The following is a 21,316-nucleotide window of genomic DNA, read 5'->3' as shown; positions in this document are numbered from 1 at the left end:
GTACCGCCGCCCCCGCACCCCCCCGCCGCGGCCCCGCCGACCCGGTGAAGGCGCTCATGCACCGCCACCGCGACCTCTGCGAGCGCGCCGTCGACCCGCTGGAGATCGCGGCGGGCCTGGAGGCGCACGGAGTCACCGACCGGACGGCCGCGCGGTTCCGGCACCGCGACGTGTTCGCGCTCGCGGAGGAGATGTACGCGCGCGTGCCGCAGGACAGCGCGGAGTGGGACGCCCTGGCCGACACCGCGGGCGATGTCCGGGGCGAGACCGGAACGGGAGTCCCGCCCGGCTGGGCGGTGCTGGCCCTGCTGCCGGGCGCCGTCTGCGCCCTTGCCGTCGCGGGGCTCGGCCTGGTCGACGGCCCCGCGCGCCTCGCGGTGGGCCTCGGTGGCGCGCTCGCCGTGGCGGCGGCCGGATGGGTCGCTCTGCGGTACGGCCCGCTGCGCGCCGCGTGCCCGGCCGGCCGCGCCACCGGCGCCTGGGTGTGCTGGCTGCTGGCGTACGCCCTGCTCGGCGACGGGCTGCTGCGGGCCGCCGCCCCGGGCGGAGCGGACGGGTCGGGCGGGCCCTGGGCGCCGTCCGCCGCGGCGGCCCTCGTCCTCGCGGGCGCCGTCGCGCCCGGCGTGTGGTGCGCCCGGCTGTTCGCGGTGCGGGCGGACGGCAGGCTCGGCGCCAGCCGGGGACTCGCCGAATTCGCCGCCTCCGTAAGGCCGTTGCTGATCGCCGTGTTCGCGCTCTTCCTGTGCGCGGTCGGCGCGCTGTTCGCCGGAGCGGGCGCCCTGCCGGTGCCCGGACCGGACGCGCCCCTCACGCTGACCGGCGCGGGCGCGCTGGCCGCGCTCCTGTGGCTCGGCAGGATGCTCCGGACCCACGGCTCCCGCCGCGCCCCTGCCCTCGTCTACGCGACGGTCGGCGCGACCCAGGCCGCCGCGGTGGCCCTGGTGTTCGCGGGGCGCCTGCCGGGGTGCGGATTCCTCGCGGCGCCGGTCGAACGCCTGGTCGCGGCGAGCGGCACCGGCGCCGTGGCCGTCCTCGCCTGCGCCGCCGGGGCCGCGGTGCTGCTCGCCCGCGCGATCCGGGTCCTCGGCCGGGCCTCCGCACACGCCCTGAGCCGGGCCTCCGCACATTCCGCGGGCCGGGCCTCCGCACACGCGACCGCGGGTGGTGCGCGGTGAGCGCGTTACCCCCGCCCCGTCGCCCCGGTGCGCTCTGCCACCCCGGAGCGCACCGCCGCACGGGAGCGTGCCGTCACCTCGGCGCACCCCCCGACACCGTCCCGCGCCCCTGTCCACACAGGGGCGCCACGCGCGGCCGCAGCACCGGCCCGCCCCCGGGCCCCGCGCCCCGCTCCCAGACCACGCCCCAGACCACCAGTGCCCTGAGCCCTGAACTCGGCAACACCGTGAATCGGCAACACCGGAATCGGCAACACCGTGAATCGGCAACACCCTGAAGGAGAAGCCCAGATGATCACCCCCACCTTCCGAGCGTCCGTCCCGGGAGTCGCCCGATGAGGGTGCTGCTGATCGGAGCCAACGGATACCTCGGCCGCTTCGTGGCCGACCGGCTGCTCGCCGACCCGGCCGTGCAGCTCACCGCGCTCGGCCGGGGCGACGACTCGGACGTGCGGTTCGACCTCGCGAGCGGCAGCCCCGGCGCGCTCACCCGCTTCCTGGACGCCGTGCACCCGGGCGTCGTCATCAACTGCGCGGGCGCCACCCGCGGCGGCGCCCGCGAGCTGACCCGGCACAACACCGTCGCCGTCGCGACCATCTGCGAGGCCCTGCGCCGCAGCGGCTGCGGCGCCCGCCTGGTGCAGCTCGGCTGCGGCGCCGAGTACGGACCGAGCCAGCCCGGCTCGTCGACGGCCGAGGACGCCGTGCCCCGCCCCGGCGGGCCGTACGGCGTCAGCAAGCTCGCCGCCACCGAACTCGTCCTCGGCTCCGGCCTCGACGCCGTCGTCCTGCGGGTGTTCTCGCCCGCGGGCCCCGGCACCCCCGCCGGCTCGCCGCTCGGCCGGCTCGCCGAGGCCATGCGGCGCGCCATGCAGTCCGGCGACGGCGAGCTCAAGCTCGGCGGACTCGGCGTCCAGCGGGACTTCATCGACGTACGCGACATCGCGCGCGCCGTGCACGCCGCCTCGCTCTCCGCGGCCCAGGGCATCGTCAACATCGGCTCCGGGCGCGCCGTGCGGCTGCGGGACGCGGCGGCCGTGCTCGCGCGCGTCGCGGGCTACGGCGGCGCGCTGCACGAGCTCGACCAGCCGCCGCTCCGGCCGGCCATCGGCCACCCCCGCGCCGATCCGGAGCACGCGGGACCGACCGCGTACCCCTACCCCGACGGCTGCGGAAGCTGGCAGCAGGCCGACGTGCGCACCGCGCGCGACCGGCTCGGCTGGCGGCCCCGCATCAACCTCGAAGAGTCCCTGGCCGACATCTGGATGGAGGCGGCATGCCGCATCTGAGCAGCACGGCCACGGGCGTCGCCCAGACCGACGTACGCGTCGGATTCGGCGTCCCCGGCTTCGCCCACCCCCTGCTCGCCCCCTCCGAATGGAACGAACTCGCCCGCCCCGGCACCCCTTTGCACTGGGTTGTCCTGAATGTCGACAACGGCCCGGGCGACCGGCCCGACCCGCACTGCCTCGACGCCGCCGGACGGCTGCGGAACGCCGGGGTCCGGGTCCTCGGGCACCTCGATGTGACGTACGGCGCCCGCGGCTTCGGCGAGCTGGTCTCCGACGCCCACCGCTACCTCGACTGGTATCTGGTGGACGGCTTCTTCCTCGGCCGCTGCCCGACCGAACGCGCGGCCCTCCCGGAGGTCGCGCGCACGGTGACCACCCTGCGCGCCCTGCTCCGGGCCGGGGCCGACGACGGGCACATCGTGTTCGGGCACGGCACGCACCCGTACCCCGGATACGCCGACGCCGCCGACCAGTTGGTGACCTTCGCCGGGCCCTGGAGCGACTACCGCTGGTCGCAGGTCGCCGAGTGGACCGCCGACCACCCGCCCGAGCGCTTCTGCCACCTCGTCCACGGCATGCCCCTCGGTCACCTCGACGAGGCACTGCGCGTCGCCCGCTGGCAGGGGGCCTCGACGATCTACTTCACCGACCGCACCGACGCGGGCCGGGCCGCCGCCCCCTGGGAGGCCCTGCCCGGTTACTGGGACGAAATCGTCTCGCGTATCGGACCAGGTGTCTCGGAATGAAGATGGCCGTGGCAGTGTTACGAAGAGAACAAACGTCCCCCGGACCCGGCCGCGCCGGGCCCGGGGGACCCCGATCGCACTTCCGACCAACGGAGTCCCCGTGTCGCTGCCACCCCTGGTCGAGCCAGCATCCGAGCTCACCGTCGACGAGGTTCGCAGGTACTCCCGCCACCTGATCATCCCCGATGTCGGGATGGACGGGCAGAAGCGGCTGAAGAACGCCAAGGTGCTCTGTGTGGGCGCCGGCGGCCTCGGGTCACCGGCGCTGATGTACCTCGCGGCGGCGGGCGTCGGCACCCTCGGCATCGTGGAGTTCGACGAGGTCGACGAGTCGAACCTGCAGCGCCAGATCATCCACAGCCAGGCCGACATCGGCCGCTCCAAGGCGGAGTCCGCGAAGGACTCGGTGCTCGGCATCAATCCGTACGTGAACGTGGTCCTGCACGAAGAGCGGCTCGAGGCCGAGAACGTGATGGACATCTTCGGTCAGTACGACCTGATCGTCGACGGCACCGACAACTTCGCCACGCGTTACCTGGTCAACGACGCGTGCGTGCTCCTGAACAAGCCCTACGTATGGGGCTCGATCTACCGCTTCGACGGCCAGGCCTCGGTGTTCTGGTCCGAGCACGGGCCGTGCTACCGCTGCCTGTACCCGGAGCCCCCGCCGCCCGGCATGGTCCCGTCCTGCGCCGAGGGCGGCGTCCTCGGCGTCCTGTGCGCGTCGATCGGCTCCATCCAGGTCAACGAGGCCATCAAGCTCCTCGCCGGCATCGGCGAGCCGCTCGTCGGCCGCCTGATGATCTACGACGCCCTGGAGATGCAGTACCGCCAGGTCAAGGTCCGCAAGGACCCGAACTGCGCGGTCTGCGGCGAGAACCCCACCGTCACCGAGCTCATCGACTACGAGGCCTTCTGCGGCGTCGTCTCCGAAGAGGCCCAGGAGGCGGCGGCCGGTTCGACGATCACTCCCAAGCAGCTCAAGGAGTGGATCGACGCCGACGAGAAGATCGAGATCATCGACGTCCGCGAGCCGAACGAGTACGAGATCGTCTCCATCCCGGGCGCCAAGCTGATCCCGAAGAACGAGTTCCTCATGGGCACCGCCCTGGAGACGCTCCCGCAGGACAAGAAGATCGTCCTGCATTGCAAGACGGGTGTCCGCAGTGCGGAAGTCCTCGCCGTGCTCAAGTCCGCGGGCTTCGCGGACGCGGTGCACGTGGGCGGCGGCGTGATCGGGTGGGTCCACCAGGTCGAGCCGGAGAAGCCGGTCTACTAGGCGCGGTTTTCCCCCGGGCCCCGCTCACTCCGGTGGGCGGGGCCTTCGGCTGTCCGGGCCCGCGCGCCTGCCCACGCCGGGACCGCGCGTGACCACGCAGAGCCCGGGCGCGCCCGAACCGCGGGCCGCCCGATGCTCAGGACTCGCAGACCTTGCCGTCGTCCGGGACCTTGCCGTCCAGCATGTAGTCGTTGATCGTGCCGTCCACGCAGTCGCTGCCGTTGCCGTACGCCCCGTGGCCCTCGCCCTTCCACGTCAGGTGGACGCCGACGCCCTTGCCCAGCTCGTCCGCCATCTTCCGGGCGCCCTCGTACGGCGTGGCCGGGTCGCCGGTGTTGCCGACGACGAGGACGGGGGCGGCACCGGGGGCGCTCACCTCGGGGCTGTCGTGCAGCCCGGCCACCGGCCAGTCGTGGCACCAGCCCGCCGTGTCCCAGCCCATGAACGTGCCGAACAGCGGGGATATCTCGCGGAATCGGCCGAGCTCCGCCTTGGCCTGCTCGGGCGTCGGCCGCTCCTTGCCGTCACGGCAGGAGATCGCGCGCTGCGAGTGGCTCTGGGTGCTGTAACGCCCGGACGCGTCCCGTTCGTTGTACGCGTCGGCCAGTTGCAGCAGGGCCGTGCCGTCGCCCTTCTCCGCCTCTGCCAGGGCGTTGGTCAGGGCGGGCCAGGTCTGCTTGCTGTACAGCGTGACCGTTATGCCGGTCGTCGCGAGCGCCTCGCTCAGCTTGCGGCCCGGCGTGTCCGTGCGCAGTGGCTTGGCGTCGATGCGGCGCAGCAGGTCGACGATCTTCTTGGTGCCCGCCTTCGGGTCCTGGCCGTTGGCCTTCAGGTAGTTGTCGAGGGCGCGCTGGAAGCCCCGCGCCTGGTTCTCGGCGTGGCCCACCGTGCCCGACGTCGGGTCCACCACCGCGTCGAGCGTGAGGCGGCCGACCTTCTTGGGGAACAAGTGGGCGTACGTACCGCCGAGTTCGGTGCCGTACGAGATGCCGAAGTAGTGCAGCTTCTCGTCGCCGAGGACCTGGCGCAGCACGTCCATGTCGCGGGCGGCCTCGGCCGTCGAGACGTGCGGGAGCAGCTTCTTGGCGGCGCGCGCGCAGCCGGCGCCGAAGTCCGCGGCGTCCTCGAAGTACGCCTTTTCCTCGGCCGGGGTGTCCGGGGTGAGGTCGGTGTTCTCCGCGGCCTGGGTCTCCTTGTCGCTGCGGCAGCGCACGCCCTCGCTGGCAGCGACCCCGCGCGGGTCGAAGCTCACCAGGTCGTACCGCTCGCGCAGTTTGCCGTACGAGTCTCCGAAGGAGGGCAGCATGGAGACGCCGGAGCCGCCCGGGCCGCCGAAGTTGAACAGGAGCGAGCCGATGCGGTCGCCCTTGCCGGTGGACTTCGCGCGTATCAGCGCGATGCCGATCGTCTCGCCGTCCGGCTTCTCGTAGTCGAGCGGGACCTTCAGCGTCGTGCACTGCCACTCGTCGCCCGGCGCCGGTTCGCTGCCGGAGGCCTCGCAGCGGCCCCAGTCGAGCTTCTGCGTGGTGACGGAGGCGGGCAGCGTGGAGGAGGGGTCGGGCTTCGGCGCCGGATCGGCTCCCGTGGGCGCGGGCCGCTTCCCGTCGGCCCGGTCGTCCTTGTCGTCGGACGAGCCACCGCATCCCACGGCGAGCCCGGCCACCAGAACCCCTGCGGCGGCCAGAGCTGCTGACCGTACGAAACGCGGCATGACGCTTCCCCCCTCGGAAGACAGTCAGGCCATAGTAGGCACGGCCACTGACAAGTGGATCTGGCGGGCGGCCGATCAGTCACGGCGGGCGCCCGATCCGGAACGGCCGGTGCGCGATCAGGTACAGATGGTGCCCGCCTTGGGCACCGTGCCTTCCAGCAGATAGCCGTCCACGGCACCCCGCACACACTTGTTCTTGCTGTCGTACGCCCCGTGCCCCTGGCCCTTGTACGTCAGCTCGACGCCGACGCCCTCGCCGAGGGCGGCCGCCATCTTGCGCGCGCCCTCGTACGGCGTGGCCGGGTCGCCGGTGTTGCCGATGACGAGGACGGGCGCGGCGCCCGGAGCGCTCACGTCCGGGTGGTCCGCGGCGCCGTCGACCGCCCAGTCGGTGCAGTTGACCATGCCCCACGCCAGATAGTCGCCGAACAGCGGCGAGGCCTTGCGGAACTCGGGCAGCTTCGACTCGACGTCGTCGGGCGTGTAACGCGGCTTGTCGTCGGCGCAGTTGATGGCGACGTTGGCCGCCTGGATGTTGCTGTACTCGCCGTCCTCGTTGCGGCCGTTCATCGAGTCGGACAGGACCATCAGGATCTTGCCGTCGCCGTCGTAGGCGTCTTCGAGGCCCTGGGTGAGGTAGGGCCAGAAGTCCTTGGAGTACAGGGCCTGCGCGATGCCGTTCGTCGCCGCCGTCTGCGTCAGCTCGCGCGGCGGCAGCGCGGGCAGCGGCTTGCTGTCGAGGTCCTTCAGGAGCTGCGCGATGCGGTCCTTGACGTCCTGCTCACTGTTCCCCACGGGGCAGTCCTCGGCCCGCGAAGTGCAGTCCTTGGCGAAGTTGTCGAGCGCGAGCTGGAAGCCCTCGGCCTGCCCGAGCGAGCCCTGCTCGGGGGTCTGGGTGGGGTCGACGACCGCGTCGAAGACCGCGCGGCCCACGTTCTTGGGGAACAAGTGGGCGTACACGCCGCCGAGTTCGGTGCCGTACGAGATGCCGAAGTAGTGCAGCTTGTCGTCACCGAGCACCTGCCGCATCAGGTCCATGTCGCGGGCCGCGTCCGTGGTGCGCACATGGGGGAGCACCTTCTTGGAGTTCTTCTCGCACTCCCCGTTGAACGTCGTGACGTTGTCGATGAGCTTCGTCCGCTCGGCGTCGTCGTCGGGCGTCGCGTCCTGCTGGAAGTACTCGTCGAGTCCCTCGGTGTCCTCGCACGTGACGCCCTCGCTGCGGCCGACGCCGCGCGGGTCGAAGCTCACCAGGTCGTAGCGGGTGCGCAGCGTCGCGTAGTCCGAGCCGAAGGCGGGCAGCGTGGTGATGCCCGAGCCGCCGGGACCGCCGAAGTTGAAGACGAGGGAGCCGATGCGCTTGTTCTCGTCGCCGCTGGCCTTCGCGCGGATCAGGGCGATGTCCACGGTGTCGCCCTTGGGCTCGTCCCAGTCGAGCGGCGCCTTCATGGTGGCGCACTGCCACTCCGCGCCGCCGGGCAGCGGTGAGGGCGCCTCGCCGCCGCCCTCCGCCGCGGCCGGGGCCGGGCAGTCCTTCCAGCTCAGCTTCTGGTCCGGCGACGCGTCGTCCGAGGAGTCGGAGCCCCCGCACGCCGTGAGCGCGGCGGTCAGCAGGACGGCGGTGGCGGACAGGGCCTTGACGCGCGGCGGGAGCTTGGGCATGGCTCCATCCTGCGGCGGAGTCCGTCAAGGCGCCCCTACAACAGCCCCTTACGGGTGAGGTGGTTGAAGAACAGCCATCCGGGGAGCACCGGCAGCCACAGCGTGAGCAGCCGGTAGAGCAGCACCGCCGGCGCCGCCACGTCCTTCGGTACGCCCACCGCGATCAGGCCGACCGTCAGCGTCGCCTCGACCGCGCCGACCCCGCCGGGCGTGGGCGCCGCCGAGCCCAGCGCGTTGCCCGCGAGGAAGACCACCGCGACGCTGGCGAGGCTCAGCGTGCCCATCTCCTCGCTCGCGAAGGCCCGCACCGAGGCGTCCAGGCACAGCACGAACAGGAACGTCAGGAGCAGCATGCCGCCGATGCCGGTGAGCAGCTTCTGCGGGCGCTGCAGGACGTCGAGCATGCGCGGCACGACACCGGCGAACAGCGACCGCACACGCGTGACGACGAATTTCCGCAGGAACGGGATCGCGGTCACCACGAGGACGAGGACCGCGACGGTCAGCAGGCCCGCGATCACCGTACGGGACGGCGTCAGGGTCGGCGTCTTCTGCGTGCCGGTCACATACCCGAAGATCAGCAGCAGCAGGATGTGCGAGCCGAGGCCGAAGAGCTGGGAGGCACCGACGCTCGCCACCGCGAGCCCCGAGCGCACCCCCGAGCGCTGCAGGAAGCGCGTGTTCAGCGCCACGCCGCCCACCGCGGCGGGGGCCACGAGCTTCACGAACGACCCGGCGACCTGCGCCGACACCGCTCGCAGGAACGGCACCCGCTCCGGCACGAAGCCCAGCAGGCTCATCGCGGCGGCGAAGTAGCTCAGCGCCGAGAACGCCACGGCCGCGGCGACCCAGCCCCACTCGGCCTCTCCGACGATGGTGCCGAAGTCGACGTGCGTGAGCTGCGACAGCAGGAAGTACGCGCCGACGGCGCCGGCGATGAAGCTGATCAGTGTGCGCGGCCTGATGCGTTCCAGCTGTGCCGGTTCCACGGGGGCCGTCGGCCGGATCAGCAGCACCTGGTGGCGGATCTGGGTGAGCAGGTCCTCCTCGCGTGCCTGTTCCAGGGCTTCGTCTATGGCCTGTTTCTCGGCCTGCTTCCGTGGCTTCTCCACGCGCGCGGCCTTGCGGGAGGCGGCCGCGTCCGTCTCTTCGGAGACGTCGTCGCCCTCTTCGCGCGTGAGCCTGGCCTTGCGGGACGCCTCGAGGACGGCCTCGCGCTCCTGCTCGGCGCGCTCCCGGGCCCGCTTGCGCAGCGTCCCGCGCGTGGAGCGGGTCAGCGCGATCGGCTGGAGAAGCGGCAGACAGTCCGCCACGGCGTCCGGGCCGAGGACGTCGACGGCCGTGGCGACCGCGCGCTCGGCGCCGACGCGCAGCCCGAAGGCGGTCAGGAGCTGGGCGATGTCCATGCGCAGGACGAGGTCACCGGCCGCGATCTCGCCGCCGCGCAGATCGGTCAGGATGACCGTGCCGGAACGATCCACCAGGATCGCGTCACCGGCCAGCCTGCGATGTGCGATGCGGCGCGACTGCAGCGCCTTGACCTGGCGCCAGGTGTCGCGGAGGAGGTCGTCGGTGAGGGCCGCGTCCGGCAGCGAGTCCAGGGAGCGGCCGCCCGTGTGCTCGTACACGAGGATCACGGCGTCCGGGCCGAGCTCGGAGGTGGCGATCAGCTTGGGCGCGTTGGCGCCCGCCGCGATCGCCGCGTACGCGAGCAGGGCCTCCTGCTCCAGGGCCTGGCGCAGCGACTGGAGGCTGCGGCGCTGGGTGATGCCGCGCAGCGTGAGCCGGCGCCACACGCGGTAGAAGAAGCCCTGCGCCTGTTGCTCGCGGTCGATGACCGTGACGTCCAGGGGTGGGCCGTCCTCCAGCGTCACGAAGTAGCGCCGGCCGCGGTTGTCCTGGTCGGAGGCGTCGCCGGACTCCTCGCGGGCCGCGCCCACCGGGCGGAAGCCGACGTGCCTGAGGCCCGTGAGCAGCGTCTGGCCGGTGGGCTGCACATTGGGCGAGCCGACCGCGTACAGCGTGCCGTACGCCACGCTCCAGCCGATGAGCACCGTCAGGATGATCGAGAACGGTGTCGTGTTGCCCGAGACGAGCATCGTGAAGGCTTCGAGCAGCAGCACCACGAGCAGGACGACGCGCCAGCGGGGTCTGCGGGACATGCCCACGGCCGTCATGTACGCGATGACCGGCGCGAGGTAGCCGTGCACCGGGTCCGTGAGGGAGTTGATGTCCCCCGGTGAGGGCTGGGTGAGCGCGTCCTGGATGGACTCCGGGGCGGCCTTGGCCACCCACAGGTCGGTGGCCAGCGTCACGCCGTGCGCGAGGACGGCCGCGAGGACGCCGTCGGCGATGCGCAGCCCGTCCCGCTTGATCAGGCGCTCGATGGCGAACGCCACGGGGACGAGCAGCACGCCGATGCTCGCGGTGAGCCCCGCCAGCTTCATCAGCAGGTCCGGGGGTTCGCCCGTGCCCGCGTTGATGTCCTGCTCCAGGCCCGACGTCGTGCCGTGCGCGAACGCGGAGATCGCGAGCAGCACGGCGATCGCCAGGATGCCGACGAGCAGCCGCATGAGGTCGGAGGGGCGGTGCACGCGCGCGGGGAGGAGGGGTTCGTCGCCCTCCACGCGCTCGGAGTGCGCGTCTTCGTCGGCGCAGTCGGGGAGGTGGGCGGAGTCCCGTGGTGCCGGGTCCTGTGGTGCCGGGTCCTGTGGTGCCGGGTCCTGTGGTGCCGGGTCCTGTGGTGCCGGGTCCTGTGGTGCGGGGTGGTCGGCGTTCGAGCCGGGGTGTTCCCCGTCCGTGTCGGGGCGATCCCGATCCGGATTGGGGCGATCCCGATCCCGATCGGGGCGTTCCTTTTCCGGATCCGAGTGGTCCTCGTCCGGGCGGCGGTGGTTTCCGGCCATTTCCGATCGCTTCGGCCGGTCGTCGCGGGACGTGCTGTGGGACGTGTCGTGAGACCTGTCGTGGGACCCGCCGTCGGTCTCGTCGGACTTCAGGACGTGCTCACCGGTGTCCGGGCGTGCCGTGTCCGCAGGGGTGCCTGCCGTCTTGTCGGAATGCACGCCCTGCTGCTCCGTCGCCTCTTCTTGATCTCGTATCACCAGTCACCGCCCGCACGATGGTGGCATGCCCCGCTGACAACGGGGGGCATCAGGGGGCAATCCGGGGGCGCGAAACGGTCACGATTTGCCACTTCGGCCCCTGTTGCCTGCACTGTCGCACGCTCTGTCGCGCAGCCGTCACCGTGTCGGTGCCATGCGGCAGGATGGTCCGGATGAGCGAGGAGAGCCGATCGGAAGCGGAGCTGTCGGGGTACGAAGCGGAGCTGCCGGAGTACGCGGAGCGGGTCCTGGATGTGGCGGAACGAATCCCTCCGGGTCGCGTGATGACGTACGGAGACATCGCGGAGTGGCTGGAGGAGGGCGGCCCGCGCCAGGTCGGCCGCGTGATGGCGCTCTACGGAGGCGCGGTGCCGTGGTGGCGCGTGGTGCGCTCGGACGGCGTGCTGCTGCCGGGCCACGAACTGCGCGCGCTGGCGGCCTACCGCGCGGAGGGCACCCCGCTGCGGGAGGTGGGCCGCGCGGCCGAGCGGAGCATGCCGCGCCTGGACATGCGCAGGGCGCGCTGGGACGGCGGCACGGCGGACGTGGCTCCGGAGCCTCACACCTGACAGCTTCCGCCATGCACGGGACCGGCGGCGGACCGGTGGCCCGTCCGGGGGAAGCCACGCGCCCCGCGCGTTCGCTGGCGTAGCGTCGACAGCACGCATTTCACACTCACCCCGCAGCTGTCGCGCAGCCGCACCTCGACCAGTACACCCACCAGGACCGGCGATCCACGTGAGCTCCACTTCATCCGTCCGGCACGCCCGGCACCCGTCGCACCCTCAGGTACGACAGGGGAACTCGGGCGCCTATCGACTGGTGCGTACCCCGCCGGTCCCTGCGGATCCCCCTCACCTGGACGCACGCCAGCGCGCCGTGGTTGACCATGCCGGCGGTCCGATGCTCGTTCTCGCAGGTCCGGGCACCGGCAAGACCACCACCCTGGTGGAGGCGGTGGCCGCGCGGGTGGCCAAGGGGACCGATCCCGAGCGCGTCCTGGTGCTCACGTTCAGCCGCAGGGCCGCCGTCGAGCTGCGGGACCGGATGGCGCACCGCATAGGCGCCGCCGACGCCCCGCAGGCGACCACGTTCCACTCGTTCTGCTACGCCCTCGTCCGCGCCCACCAGGACGCCGACCTCTTCGTGGAACCCCTCCGGCTGCTGTCGGGACCCGAGCAGGACGTGGCGGTACGCGAGCTCCTCGCCGGCCAGACCGACCTCGCGCGGGAGGGCCTCGCGCGGGTGCGCTGGCCGGACGAGCTGCGCGCCTGCCTCACCACGCGCGGCTTCGCCGACGAGGTGCGCGCCGTGCTCGCGCGTAGCCGCGAACTGGGCCTCGGCCCGGCGGCCCTGGACGCCTTCGCCCGGCGCGGCGGCCGCCCCGACTGGCGCGCCGCGGCGGCGTTCCTCGCCGAGTACCTCGACGTGCTCGACATGCAAGGAGTGCTCGACTACGCGGAGCTGGTGCACCGCGCGGTGCTGCTCGCCCGCCGCCCCGAGGTCGCCCGCGCGCTGGCGGCCCAGTACGACGCGGTGTTCGTCGACGAGTACCAGGACACGGATCCTTCGCAGGTGCGCCTGCTGCACGCGCTCGCGGGCGGCGGCCGCGACCTCGTCGCCTTCGGAGACCCCGATCAGTCGATCTACGCCTTCCGTGGCGCCGACGTGAACGGCATCCTCCAGTTCCCGGCGGACTTCCCGCGCGCGGACGGCACGCCCGCTCCGGTCGAGGTCCTGACAACGTCCCGGAGGTCCGGGGCGCGGCTCCTTGCGGCCACCCGCCTGATCACCGCGCGCATGCCGCTCACCCGGCTGCCCGCGGAGAAGGTGCGCGCCCACCGGGAACTGACGGCCGCCAGGGACGGCGGCCGCGTCGACGTCCGTACGTACCCCACGGCCGGCACGGAGCTCGACAACATCGCGGACATCCTGCGCCGCGCCCACCTGGAGGACGGCATCCCCTGGAGCGAGATGGCCGTCCTCGTCCGCGCGGGCACCCGCACCATCCCGTCCGTCCGCCGCAGCCTCACCGCGGCGGGCGTCCCCCTGGACATAGACGGCGACGACATCCCCCTGCGCCACGAGCCCGCGGTGACGGCCCTGCTGACGGCCCTGCGGGCGGTGGCGAGGGCGGAGTCGGGGGAGGGGGCGGAGTCGGGGGAGGGGGTGCCGGACGAGTCGGGGGAGCGGGACGGGTCGGCGGCGCCGGTCGAGCTGGTCGAGCTGGACGAGCTGGACGAGCTGGACGAGCCGGAGTCTGCGGCGCCGGACAAGCTGGAGTCCGCGGAATCGGCGTCCCCGGAGGCGGCGTCCAGCGAACCGTCGCCCCCGGAGCCGTCGTCCGACGACTCGCGCGAGGCCGCGCCCACCACTCCCGCCTGGCTCGACACCGAGACCGCCCTCACGCTCCTCACCTCGCCCCTGGCGAGCATGGACGCCGCCGACCTGCGGCGCCTCGGCCGGGCCCTGCGGGAGGAGGAGCGGGCCGGGGGCAACCATCTGCCGCCGTCTTCGGACGAGTTGCTGGCCCGCGTGCTCGCCGAGCCGGAGCGGCTGACCGCGCACGACCCCTCGTACGCGAAGGGCGCCCAGCGCCTCGGCGAACTGCTGAGCCGGGCCAGGAAGCGCCTCGCGGGCGGCGGGACCGCCGAGCAGGCGCTGTGGGACCTGTGGGACGGCACGCCGTGGCCGCGCCGCCTGGAGCGCACCGCGCGGCGCGGCGGCGCGGCGGGCCGCAACGCGGACCGCGACCTCGACGCGGTCTGCGCCCTGTTCGCCACCGCGGCCCGCGCCGAGGAACGCACCGGCGGCCGTGGCGCCCTCAACTTCCTCGACGAGATCGAGGCGCAGGACATCGCCGCGGACACGCTCACGCGCCGCGCCGTGCGCCCCGACGCCGTACGCCTGATGACGGCACACCGCTCCAAGGGCCTCGAATGGCGGCTCGTGGTGGTCGCGGGCGTCCAGGAAGGCCTCTGGCCGGACCTGCGCCGCCGCGGCTCGCTCCTGGAGGCCGACCGCATCGGACGCGACGGCATCGCCGAACCCCTCACCCCGGGAGCACTCCTCTCCGAAGAGCGCCGTTTGTTCTACGTCGCCGCCACGCGCGCGCGAGAACGCCTCGTCGTGACCGCCGTCAAGGCGCCCGCCGACGACGGTGACCAGCCCTCCCGCTTCCTCACCGAACTCGGCGTCGAGCCGAAGGACGTGACCGGCCGCCCGCGCCGCCCGCTGTCCGTCGCCGCGCTCGTCGCGGAGCTGCGGGCCACTACCGTCGACCCGCACGCCTCGGACGCCCTGCGCGAAGCCGCCGCACAGCGTCTGGCCCGCCTGGCCGCGCTCGACGACGCCGACGGGCGTCCGCTCGTCCCGTCCGCGCACCCGCACCGCTGGTGGGGCATGTTCGAGCCGACGGCGAGCGCGGTGCCCCTGAGGGACCGCGACAAGCCGGTCGTCCTCTCGGGAAGCGCGCTCGACCAGCTCGCCAACACCTGTGCTCTGCAGTGGTTCCTGGGCCGCGAGGTGAAGGCCGACGCGCCCGCGACCGCGGCCCAGGGCTTCGGCAACGTCGTGCACGTCCTGGCCGACGAGGTCGCCTCCGGGCGCACGCCCGCCGACCTCGACGTCCTCATGGAGCGCCTCGACTCCGTCTGGGACGCCCTCGCCTTCGACGCCCCCTGGAAGTCGGAACAGGAGAAGGAGCACGCGCGCGTGGCGCTCGAACGCTTCCTCCAGTGGCACGTCAGCGGCGCCCACGCGGGCCGCGCCCCGGTCGCCAGTGAGCACGGCTTCGACGTGACGCTCGAAGCGGGTCCCTACGAAGTGCGTGTACGCGGCTCCATGGACCGCGTCGAGCGGGACGGCGAAGGCCGTGCCTACGTAGTGGACTTCAAGACCGGCAAGCAGGCCCCGAGCGCCGCCGACGTCGCCCGCCACCCGCAACTGGCCGTCTACCAGCTCGCGTTGCGCGAGGGCGCTGCCGACGACGTCTTCGAAGGCGTACGCCCCGACGTGGGCGGCGCGGAACTGGTCCAGCTGCGCCAGGGCGCCGCCAAGAAGGACGGCGGTGACGCGCTGCCCAAGGTCCAGGCCCAGGAGCCGCTCGCCGGTGACTGGGTCGGGGACCTCCTCGCCACCGCCGCGGGCAAGGTCCTCGACGAACGCTTCACACCCGCGACGGGCCAGCACTGCACGCACTGCGCGTTCCGCGCGTCGTGCAGCGCCCGCCCGGAGGGCCGCCACGTCGTGGACTGACCCACGCCCCACCGCCACCACCGGTGGCCAACGTCACGTCCCGTCACCTGCGCCCATAGCACTCTCACAGGCCATCTAAGGTCGCGGTAAACCTGAAGTCTTTCCAAGGAGAAACACACATGGCAGCCAACCGGAAGCTCCTGGCCGCGGCAGCCGCCTGCGCCGCCGCCGTCATCGGCATCACGGGCTGCAGCAGCGACGACGGCGACAAGGACCCCTTCAAGGGCATGAGCGCCGACAAGATCGCCAAGAAGGCTTCAACCGCCTCCAAGAACGCGGGCTCCTTCACGATGAAGAGCGAGGTCAAGGAGGGCGGCGGGCGGACCACCGGCGAGTTCGCCGTCGCCAAGGGCGGCGACTGCAAGGCCACGATCGAGTCGCCCAAGAACGGCCACTCCGAGATGCTCACCGTAGGCAAGTCCTCGTACATGAAGGCCGACGAGAAGTACTGGAAGGCGACCGCCGGCTCCACGATCGCCGGGCGCGTCAAGGGGCGTTGGGTGAAGGCGCCCTCCCAGGGGCAGAGCGCCTGCAACCTCGGCGACATGTTCCAGAGCAACAAGCTCAAGGGCCTCAAGCGTGAGAAGGACGCCGAGGTCGACGGCAAGAAGGCCGCCGTCCTCGTCAAGAAGAAGGGCGACGAGACCACCACCTTCTACGTCGCCATGGAGGGCAAGCCCTACTTCCTGAAGGTCACCAACGACGGTGACGACAAGGGCACGGCGACCTTCAGCGGCTACGGCGAGCCCGTCGACGTCAAGGCCCCGTCGTCCGGCGAGGTCGTCGACCAGAAGGAGCTGGCGGGCCTCTGATCCGCCCCGTTCCCGCGACGGCGGTCACCGGCACGGGCGGCGGCGACGGACGAACCCGTCCCGCCCCGGCTGTCAGTGGCCGCCGCTAGCCTCTCTGACGTGTCTCCTCGCCTCACCGACCCCGAGCAGCTCAAAGAGCTCCTCGGCATCCCCTTCACCCCGGAGCAGACGGCCTGCATCACCGCGCCGCCCGCCCCGCAGGTGATCGTGGCCGGAGCCGGGTCGGGGAAGACGACGGTGATGGCCGCGCGCGTGGTGTGGCTGGTCGGCACCGGCCAGGTCGCCCCCGAGCAGGTGCTCGGCCTGACGTTCACGAACAAGGCGGCGGGCGAGCTCGCCGAGCGGGTGCGCAAGGCCCTGATCAGGGCGGGCGTCACCGACCCGGACGCGGTGGACCCGGACAACCCGCCGGGCGAGCCGGTCATCTCCACGTACCACGCCTTCGCGGGCCGCCTCCTCACCGACCACGGCCTGCGCATCGGCCTGGAGCCCACCGCCCGCCTCCTCGCCGACGCCACCCGCTTCCAGCTCGCCGCCCGCGTGCTGCGCGAGGCCCCCGGCCCGTATCCCGCGCTGACCCGCTCCTTCCCGGACCTCGTCAGCGACCTGCTGGCCCTCGACAGCGAGCTCGCCGAGCACCTGGTGGCCCCCGCGACCCTGCGGGCGTACGACACGGAACTGCTGCGCACGCTGGCCGCCGCGAAGCTCACCAACGCCGACCTGCGCAAGGTCCCCGAGGCGGCGGCCGCCCGCACCGAGCTCACCGGCCTCGTCGAGCGGTACAGAGACGCCAAGCGCGCCCGCGACCTCCTCGACTTCGGCGACCAGATCGCCCACTCCGCGACCCTCGCGCGCACCCGCGCGGAGGTCGGCGGCATCCTGCGCGAGGAGTTCCGCGTCGTCCTGCTCGACGAGTACCAGGACACGTCGGTGGCCCAACGCGTCCTGTTGTCCGGCCTGTTCGGCGGCGGCACCGGCCACCCGGTGACCGCCGTCGGCGACCCCTGCCAGGCGATCTACGGCTGGCGCGGCGCCTCCGTCGCCAACCTCGACGACTTCCCCGACCACTTCGCGCATGCCGACGGCCGCCCCGCCACGCGCCACGCCCTCAGCGAGAACCGCCGCAGCGGCGGCCGCCTCCTCGACCTCGCCAACGGCCTCGCCGAGCCCCTGCGCGCCCTGCACGCGGGCGTGGAGGCCCTGCGGCCCGCCCCGGGCGCCGAGCGCGACGGCAGCGTGCGCTGCGCGCTGCTGCGCACCCACGGCGAGGAGATCGCCTGGATCGCCGACTCCATCGCCCACCTCGTGGCCACCGGCAAGGCCCCCGGCGAGATCGCGGTCCTGTGCCGCACGGCCACCGACTTCGCGGAGATCCAGGGCGCGCTCGTCGCCCGCGACGTGCCCGTCGAGGTCGTCGGCCTGTCCGGCCTGCTGCACCTGCCGGAGGTCGCCGACCTCGTGGCTGTCTGCGAAGTCCTCCAGGACCCGGGCGCCAACGCCTCCCTGGTGCGCCTCCTGACCGGCCCGCGCTGGCGCGTCGGCCCGCGCGACCTCGCCCTCCTGGGCCGCCGCGCCCGCCTCCTCGTGCGGCACGGGCACAGCGCGCCCGACGACCCCGACCGGCGGCTCGCCGAGGCCGTCGAGGGCGTCGACCCGTCCGAGGTGATATCGCTCGCGGACGCGCTCGACACGTTCCTGGAGACGCCTTCCGACGCCTCCGGAGACGACGGTCTGCCGTTCTCCGCCGAGGCGCGGGTCCGGTTCGCGCGCCTCGCTACCGAACTGCGCGACCTGCGGCGCTCGCTGGCCGACCCGCTGATGGACGTCCTGCACCGGGTGCTCGCCGTCACCGGCCTGGAGGTCGAGCTCTCCGCGTCCCCGCACGCCCTGGCCGCCCGCCGCCGCGAGACCCTGTCGAACTTCCTCGACGTCGCCGCCTCCTTCGCCGCCAACGACCCCTCGGCCTCGCTGCTCGCCTTCCTCGGCTTCCTGCGCACCGCCGCGCAGTACGAGAAGGGCCTCGACAACGCCCTGCCCGGCGGCGAGAACACCGTCAAGGTGCTCACGGCCCACCGGTCCAAGGGCCTGGAGTGGGACGTCGTCGCCGTGCCCGGCCTGGTCACCGGCACGTTCCCGAGCACCCAGGGCCGCGAGAAGTGGACGGCCCAGGCCAAGGTCGTCCCGCACGCCCTGCGCGGCGACGCCGACACCCTGCCCGACATCGACACGTGGGACGCCAAGGGCATGAAGGCCTTCCACGCGGACATGAAGGACCACCAGCACACGGAGGAACTCCGCCTCGGGTACGTCGCGTTCACCCGCCCCCGCAGCCTCCTGCTCGGCTCGGGCCACTGGTGGGGCCCCACCCAGAAGAAGCCGCGCGGCCCCTCCGACTTCTTGCGGGCCCTGTACGACCACTGCGCGGCCGGCCACGGCGAGATCGAGGCCTGGGCGGCCGAGCCCGCGGAGGACGAGGAGAACCCGGCGCTGCACGAGAAGACGGCCGACCAGGTCTGGCCGCTCCCGCTCGACGCCGCGTCCCTGGCCCGCCGCCGCGCCGCCGCGGACACCGTTCTCGCCCACCTGGACCGCCTGGCGGCGGACGACGCCCGCTCCCACGAAGAGGCCCACCCCGCCGCCGGTGCCGCCACGCCCGCGTACGCAGCCGAACCCCCGGAGTACGCGACGGACCCGGACTGGCCGCCGCCCCCGGACGACGAGGCTCTCGCCGAAGAGGGTGTCTACGGAGAAGACGTCTACGCAACAGACGTCCACGAAGAGGGCGTCTACGAAGAAGGCGTCTACGAGGGAGACATCTACGAAGACGTCCAACCCTCGGAGGGCGCCGACCCCACGGCGTGGGATTCCTGGACCGCCCGGGAAAGCCCGACGCGGCACGCGCGCGTGCCGCACACGAGGCCCCACCTCACCCCGGAGGAGATCCGCACCCTCACCTCCTGGGACCGTGATCTGGACGCCCTCACCGGCGAGCTCCTGCGCGCCCGCGAGAGCGTCCGGGACGTCCCCCTGCCGGCCACGATCACCGCCTCCCAGGTGCTGCGGCTTGCCAGCGACCCGGACGGGCTCGCGCAGGAGCTGGCGCGGCCCATGCCCCGCCCGCCGCAGCCCGCGGCCCGCCGCGGCACCCGCTTCCACGCCTGGGTCGAGGCGCGCTTCGAAGAGCTGCGGCTGCCCATGCTCGGCCCGGACGAGCTGCCCGGCGGCGGCCCCGGGGAGGCGGAGATCGCCGACGAACGCGACCTGGAAGAGCTCAAGGAAGCCTTCGAGCGCACCGAGTACGCCCACCGCACGCCCTACCGCGTCGAGGCCCCCTTCCAGCTCGCCATCGCGGGCCGCGTCATCCGCGGCCGCATGGACGCCGTCTACAAGTACGGCGACGGCGACGACACCACGTACGAAATCGTCGACTGGAAGACCAGCCGCACCCAGAACGCCGATCCCCTCCAGCTCGCCGTCTACCGCCTCGCCTGGGCCGATCAGCACGGTGTCCCGCCGGAGTCGGTGCGGGCCGCCTTCCTCTACGTACGCAGTGGCGAGACCGTCCGCCCCGCGGACCTGCCGGGCCGGGCCGAGCTGGAGCGGATTCTGCTGGGGGAGGACGGAGAGAACGGGGAGGACGGGCAAGAGGCCTCCTCGGACACGGCAGCCGGGGCGGGCGCGGGCGGCACGGGCGCCGCGGCGCCGGGCGGGCAGCGGGCCGACCGGCCGCCCGACCGGACCGCTCCCGCGGGCCGATAGGCTCGTGACCATGAGCAAGCCCGTCAGCAGCGCTGCCAGTGCAGTCAGCGCCAGCAGCGCCGCCACTGCAGTCGACGCCGTGCGCGCGTACATCGGCGACCATCGCGCCGCCTTCCTCGACGACCTCGCCGAGTGGCTGCGCATCCCGTCCGTGTCGGCGCAGCCCGACCACGCCGCCGACGTGCGCCGCAGCGCCGACTGGCTCGCCGCGCGGCTCACGGCGACCGGTTTCCCGACGGCGGAAGTGTGGGAGACGGCCGGCGCCCCCGCCGTCTTCGCCGAGTGGCCCTCCGGCGACCCGGACGCGCCCACCGTCCTCGTCTACGGCCACCACGACGTGCAGCCCGCCGCCCTAGAGGACGGCTGGGACACCGACCCCTTCGAGCCGGTCGTCCGCGACAACCGCCTCTACGCGCGCGGGGCCGCCGACGACAAGGGCCAGGTCTTCTTCCACACGCTCGGCGTCCGCGCCCACCTCGCCGCCACCGGCCGCGGCGCCCCCGCCGTGAACCTGAAGCTGCTCATCGAGGGCGAGGAGGAGTCCGGCTCCCCGAACTTCCGCGCCCTGATCGAGGAGCGCCGCGAGCGCATCGCCGCCGATGCGGTGATCGTCTCCGACACCGGCATGTGGTCCAAGGACACCCCCACGGTGTGCACGGGCATGCGGGGCCTCGCCGAGTGCGAGATCGAGCTGTACGGCCCGGACCAGGACATCCACTCCGGCTCCTTCGGCGGCGCCGTGCCCAACCCGGCGACGGCCGCCGCCCGGCTGGTCGCCGCGCTGCACGACGAGCACGCGCGCGTAGCGATACCGGGCTTCTACGAAGGCATCGTCGAACTCACCGACCGCGAGCGCGAGCTCTTCGCCGAGCTGCCGTTCGACGAGGCCGAGTGGCTGCGTACGGCCAAGTCGCACGCCGCCCACGGAGAGGCCGGACACACCACTCTGGAGCGCATCTGGGCCCGCCCGACCGCCGAGGTCAACGGCATCGGCGGCGGCTACCAGGGCGCCGGCGGCAAGACGATCATCCCGTCGAGCGCGCTCCTGAAGCTGTCCTTCCGGCTGGTCGCGGGCCAGGACCCGCACCGCGTCGAGAAGGCCGTCCGCGCGTGGGTGGCCGATCAGTTGCCCACCGGGATCCGGCACACGATCGCCTTCAGCGGCGCGACGCGTCCCTGTCTGACGCCGCTGGACCACCCGGCCCTGCAGTCCGTCGCCCGCGCCATGGGCCGCGCCTTCGAGCAGGACATCCGCTTCACGCGCGAGGGCGGCTCGGGACCGGCGGCCGACCTCCAGGACGTCCTGGAGGCGCCGGTGCTCTTCCTCGGCATCTCCATTCCCTCGGACGGCTGGCACGCGCCGAACGAGAAGGTCGAGCTCGACCTGCTCCTCAAGGGCGTCGAAACCAGCGCCTACCTGTGGGGCGACCTCGCGGAACACTGGCGCGGCGCCCCCTGAGCCGGCGAACCGCGTCGCCCGCCGCGATGCACACTGAACAGATCCGCTCGCTGAACCACC

Annotated in this window: 12 protein-coding genes; 9 read left to right on the top strand and 3 right to left on the bottom strand. The window is 73.1% G+C overall.

Annotation, left to right across the window (positions count from 1 at the left end; translation table 11 throughout):
- The first annotated feature begins 56 nt into the window (after positions 1-56).
- The 4 genes from AC0KTA_RS12520 to moeZ all read left to right on the top strand — a co-directional run bounded on the left by AC0KTA_RS12520 (position 57) and on the right by moeZ (position 4,492).
- Positions 57-1,175: a hypothetical protein gene (locus AC0KTA_RS12520; RefSeq protein ID WP_481055197.1), complete on the top strand. Its 1,119-nt coding sequence runs from the start codon at positions 57-59 to the stop codon at positions 1,173-1,175.
- A 335-nt stretch (positions 1,176-1,510) separates the two neighbouring features.
- Entirely contained in the window at positions 1,511-2,464 is a 954-nt protein-coding gene (locus AC0KTA_RS12515) for an NAD-dependent epimerase/dehydratase family protein (RefSeq protein WP_481055196.1), read from the top strand.
- Entirely contained in the window at positions 2,452-3,213 is a 762-nt protein-coding gene (locus tag AC0KTA_RS12510; protein WP_481055195.1) for a spherulation-specific family 4 protein, read from the top strand. Before AC0KTA_RS12515 ends, AC0KTA_RS12510 begins: the two co-directional genes overlap by 13 nt.
- A 100-nt stretch (positions 3,214-3,313) precedes the next feature.
- Positions 3,314-4,492: an adenylyltransferase/sulfurtransferase MoeZ gene (gene moeZ / locus AC0KTA_RS12505; protein WP_481055194.1), complete on the top strand. Its 1,179-nt coding sequence runs from the start codon at positions 3,314-3,316 to the stop codon at positions 4,490-4,492.
- A 136-nt stretch (positions 4,493-4,628) separates the two neighbouring features.
- Here the strand turns inward: moeZ and AC0KTA_RS12500 are convergent, their stop codons facing one another.
- From AC0KTA_RS12500 to AC0KTA_RS12490, 3 genes are all read right to left on the bottom strand, one after another.
- Complete coding sequence (locus tag AC0KTA_RS12500; RefSeq protein WP_481055193.1) at positions 4,629-6,203, bottom strand: alpha/beta hydrolase; 1,575 nt, start codon at positions 6,201-6,203, stop codon at positions 4,629-4,631.
- Between the two features lie 117 nt (positions 6,204-6,320).
- The gene (locus AC0KTA_RS12495) at positions 6,321-7,865 is read right to left on the bottom strand and encodes an alpha/beta hydrolase (RefSeq protein ID WP_481055192.1); all 1,545 of its coding nucleotides are present in this window, start codon (positions 7,863-7,865) and stop codon (positions 6,321-6,323) included.
- 35 nt (positions 7,866-7,900) lie between these two features.
- Entirely contained in the window at positions 7,901-10,969 is a 3,069-nt protein-coding gene (locus AC0KTA_RS12490) for a lysylphosphatidylglycerol synthase domain-containing protein (protein WP_481055191.1), read from the bottom strand.
- 173 nt (positions 10,970-11,142) lie between these two features.
- Here AC0KTA_RS12490 and AC0KTA_RS12485 point away from each other — a divergent pair, with 173 nt between their 5' ends.
- The 5 genes from AC0KTA_RS12485 to AC0KTA_RS12465 all read left to right on the top strand — a co-directional run bounded on the left by AC0KTA_RS12485 (position 11,143) and on the right by AC0KTA_RS12465 (position 21,256).
- A complete protein-coding gene (locus AC0KTA_RS12485; protein WP_481055190.1) occupies positions 11,143-11,538 on the top strand; it encodes an MGMT family protein in 396 nt (131 codons plus the stop codon).
- 169 nt (positions 11,539-11,707) lie between these two features.
- On the top strand, positions 11,708-15,226 hold the full coding sequence (locus AC0KTA_RS12480) for an ATP-dependent helicase (protein WP_481055189.1): 3,519 nt from the start codon (positions 11,708-11,710) through the stop codon (positions 15,224-15,226).
- Between the two features lie 119 nt (positions 15,227-15,345).
- Positions 15,346-16,038, top strand: coding sequence for a hypothetical protein (locus AC0KTA_RS12475; protein WP_481055188.1), 693 nt, complete (start codon positions 15,346-15,348; stop codon positions 16,036-16,038).
- A 99-nt stretch (positions 16,039-16,137) separates the two neighbouring features.
- Positions 16,138-19,797, top strand: coding sequence for a UvrD-helicase domain-containing protein (locus tag AC0KTA_RS12470; RefSeq protein ID WP_481055187.1), 3,660 nt, complete (start codon positions 16,138-16,140; stop codon positions 19,795-19,797).
- A 10-nt stretch (positions 19,798-19,807) separates the two neighbouring features.
- On the top strand, positions 19,808-21,256 hold the full coding sequence (locus AC0KTA_RS12465; protein ID WP_481055186.1) for a dipeptidase: 1,449 nt from the start codon (positions 19,808-19,810) through the stop codon (positions 21,254-21,256).
- The last annotated feature ends 60 nt before the right edge of the window (positions 21,257-21,316 follow it).

The sequence above is a fragment of the Streptomyces sp. Y309 genome (genome assembly GCF_056712025.1).
The sequence above is the reverse complement of the archived record's forward strand: the minus strand, read 5'-3'. Positions and strand labels throughout refer to the sequence as shown.

Coding starts and splice junctions, on each gene's coding strand:
- AC0KTA_RS12515 (WP_481055196.1), top strand. CDS start 1,511: ATGAGGGTGCTGCTGATCGGAGCCAACGGATACCTCGGCCGCTTCGTG.
- AC0KTA_RS12495 (WP_481055192.1), bottom strand. CDS start 7,865: ATGCCCAAGCTCCCGCCGCGCGTCAAGGCCCTGTCCGCCACCGCCGTC.
- AC0KTA_RS12520 (WP_481055197.1), top strand. CDS start 57: ATGCACCGCCACCGCGACCTCTGCGAGCGCGCCGTCGACCCGCTGGAG.
- AC0KTA_RS12465 (WP_481055186.1), top strand. CDS start 19,808: ATGAGCAAGCCCGTCAGCAGCGCTGCCAGTGCAGTCAGCGCCAGCAGC.
- AC0KTA_RS12510 (WP_481055195.1), top strand. CDS start 2,452: ATGCCGCATCTGAGCAGCACGGCCACGGGCGTCGCCCAGACCGACGTA.
- AC0KTA_RS12475 (WP_481055188.1), top strand. CDS start 15,346: ATGGCAGCCAACCGGAAGCTCCTGGCCGCGGCAGCCGCCTGCGCCGCC.
- AC0KTA_RS12485 (WP_481055190.1), top strand. CDS start 11,143: ATGAGCGAGGAGAGCCGATCGGAAGCGGAGCTGTCGGGGTACGAAGCG.
- AC0KTA_RS12500 (WP_481055193.1), bottom strand. CDS start 6,203: ATGCCGCGTTTCGTACGGTCAGCAGCTCTGGCCGCCGCAGGGGTTCTG.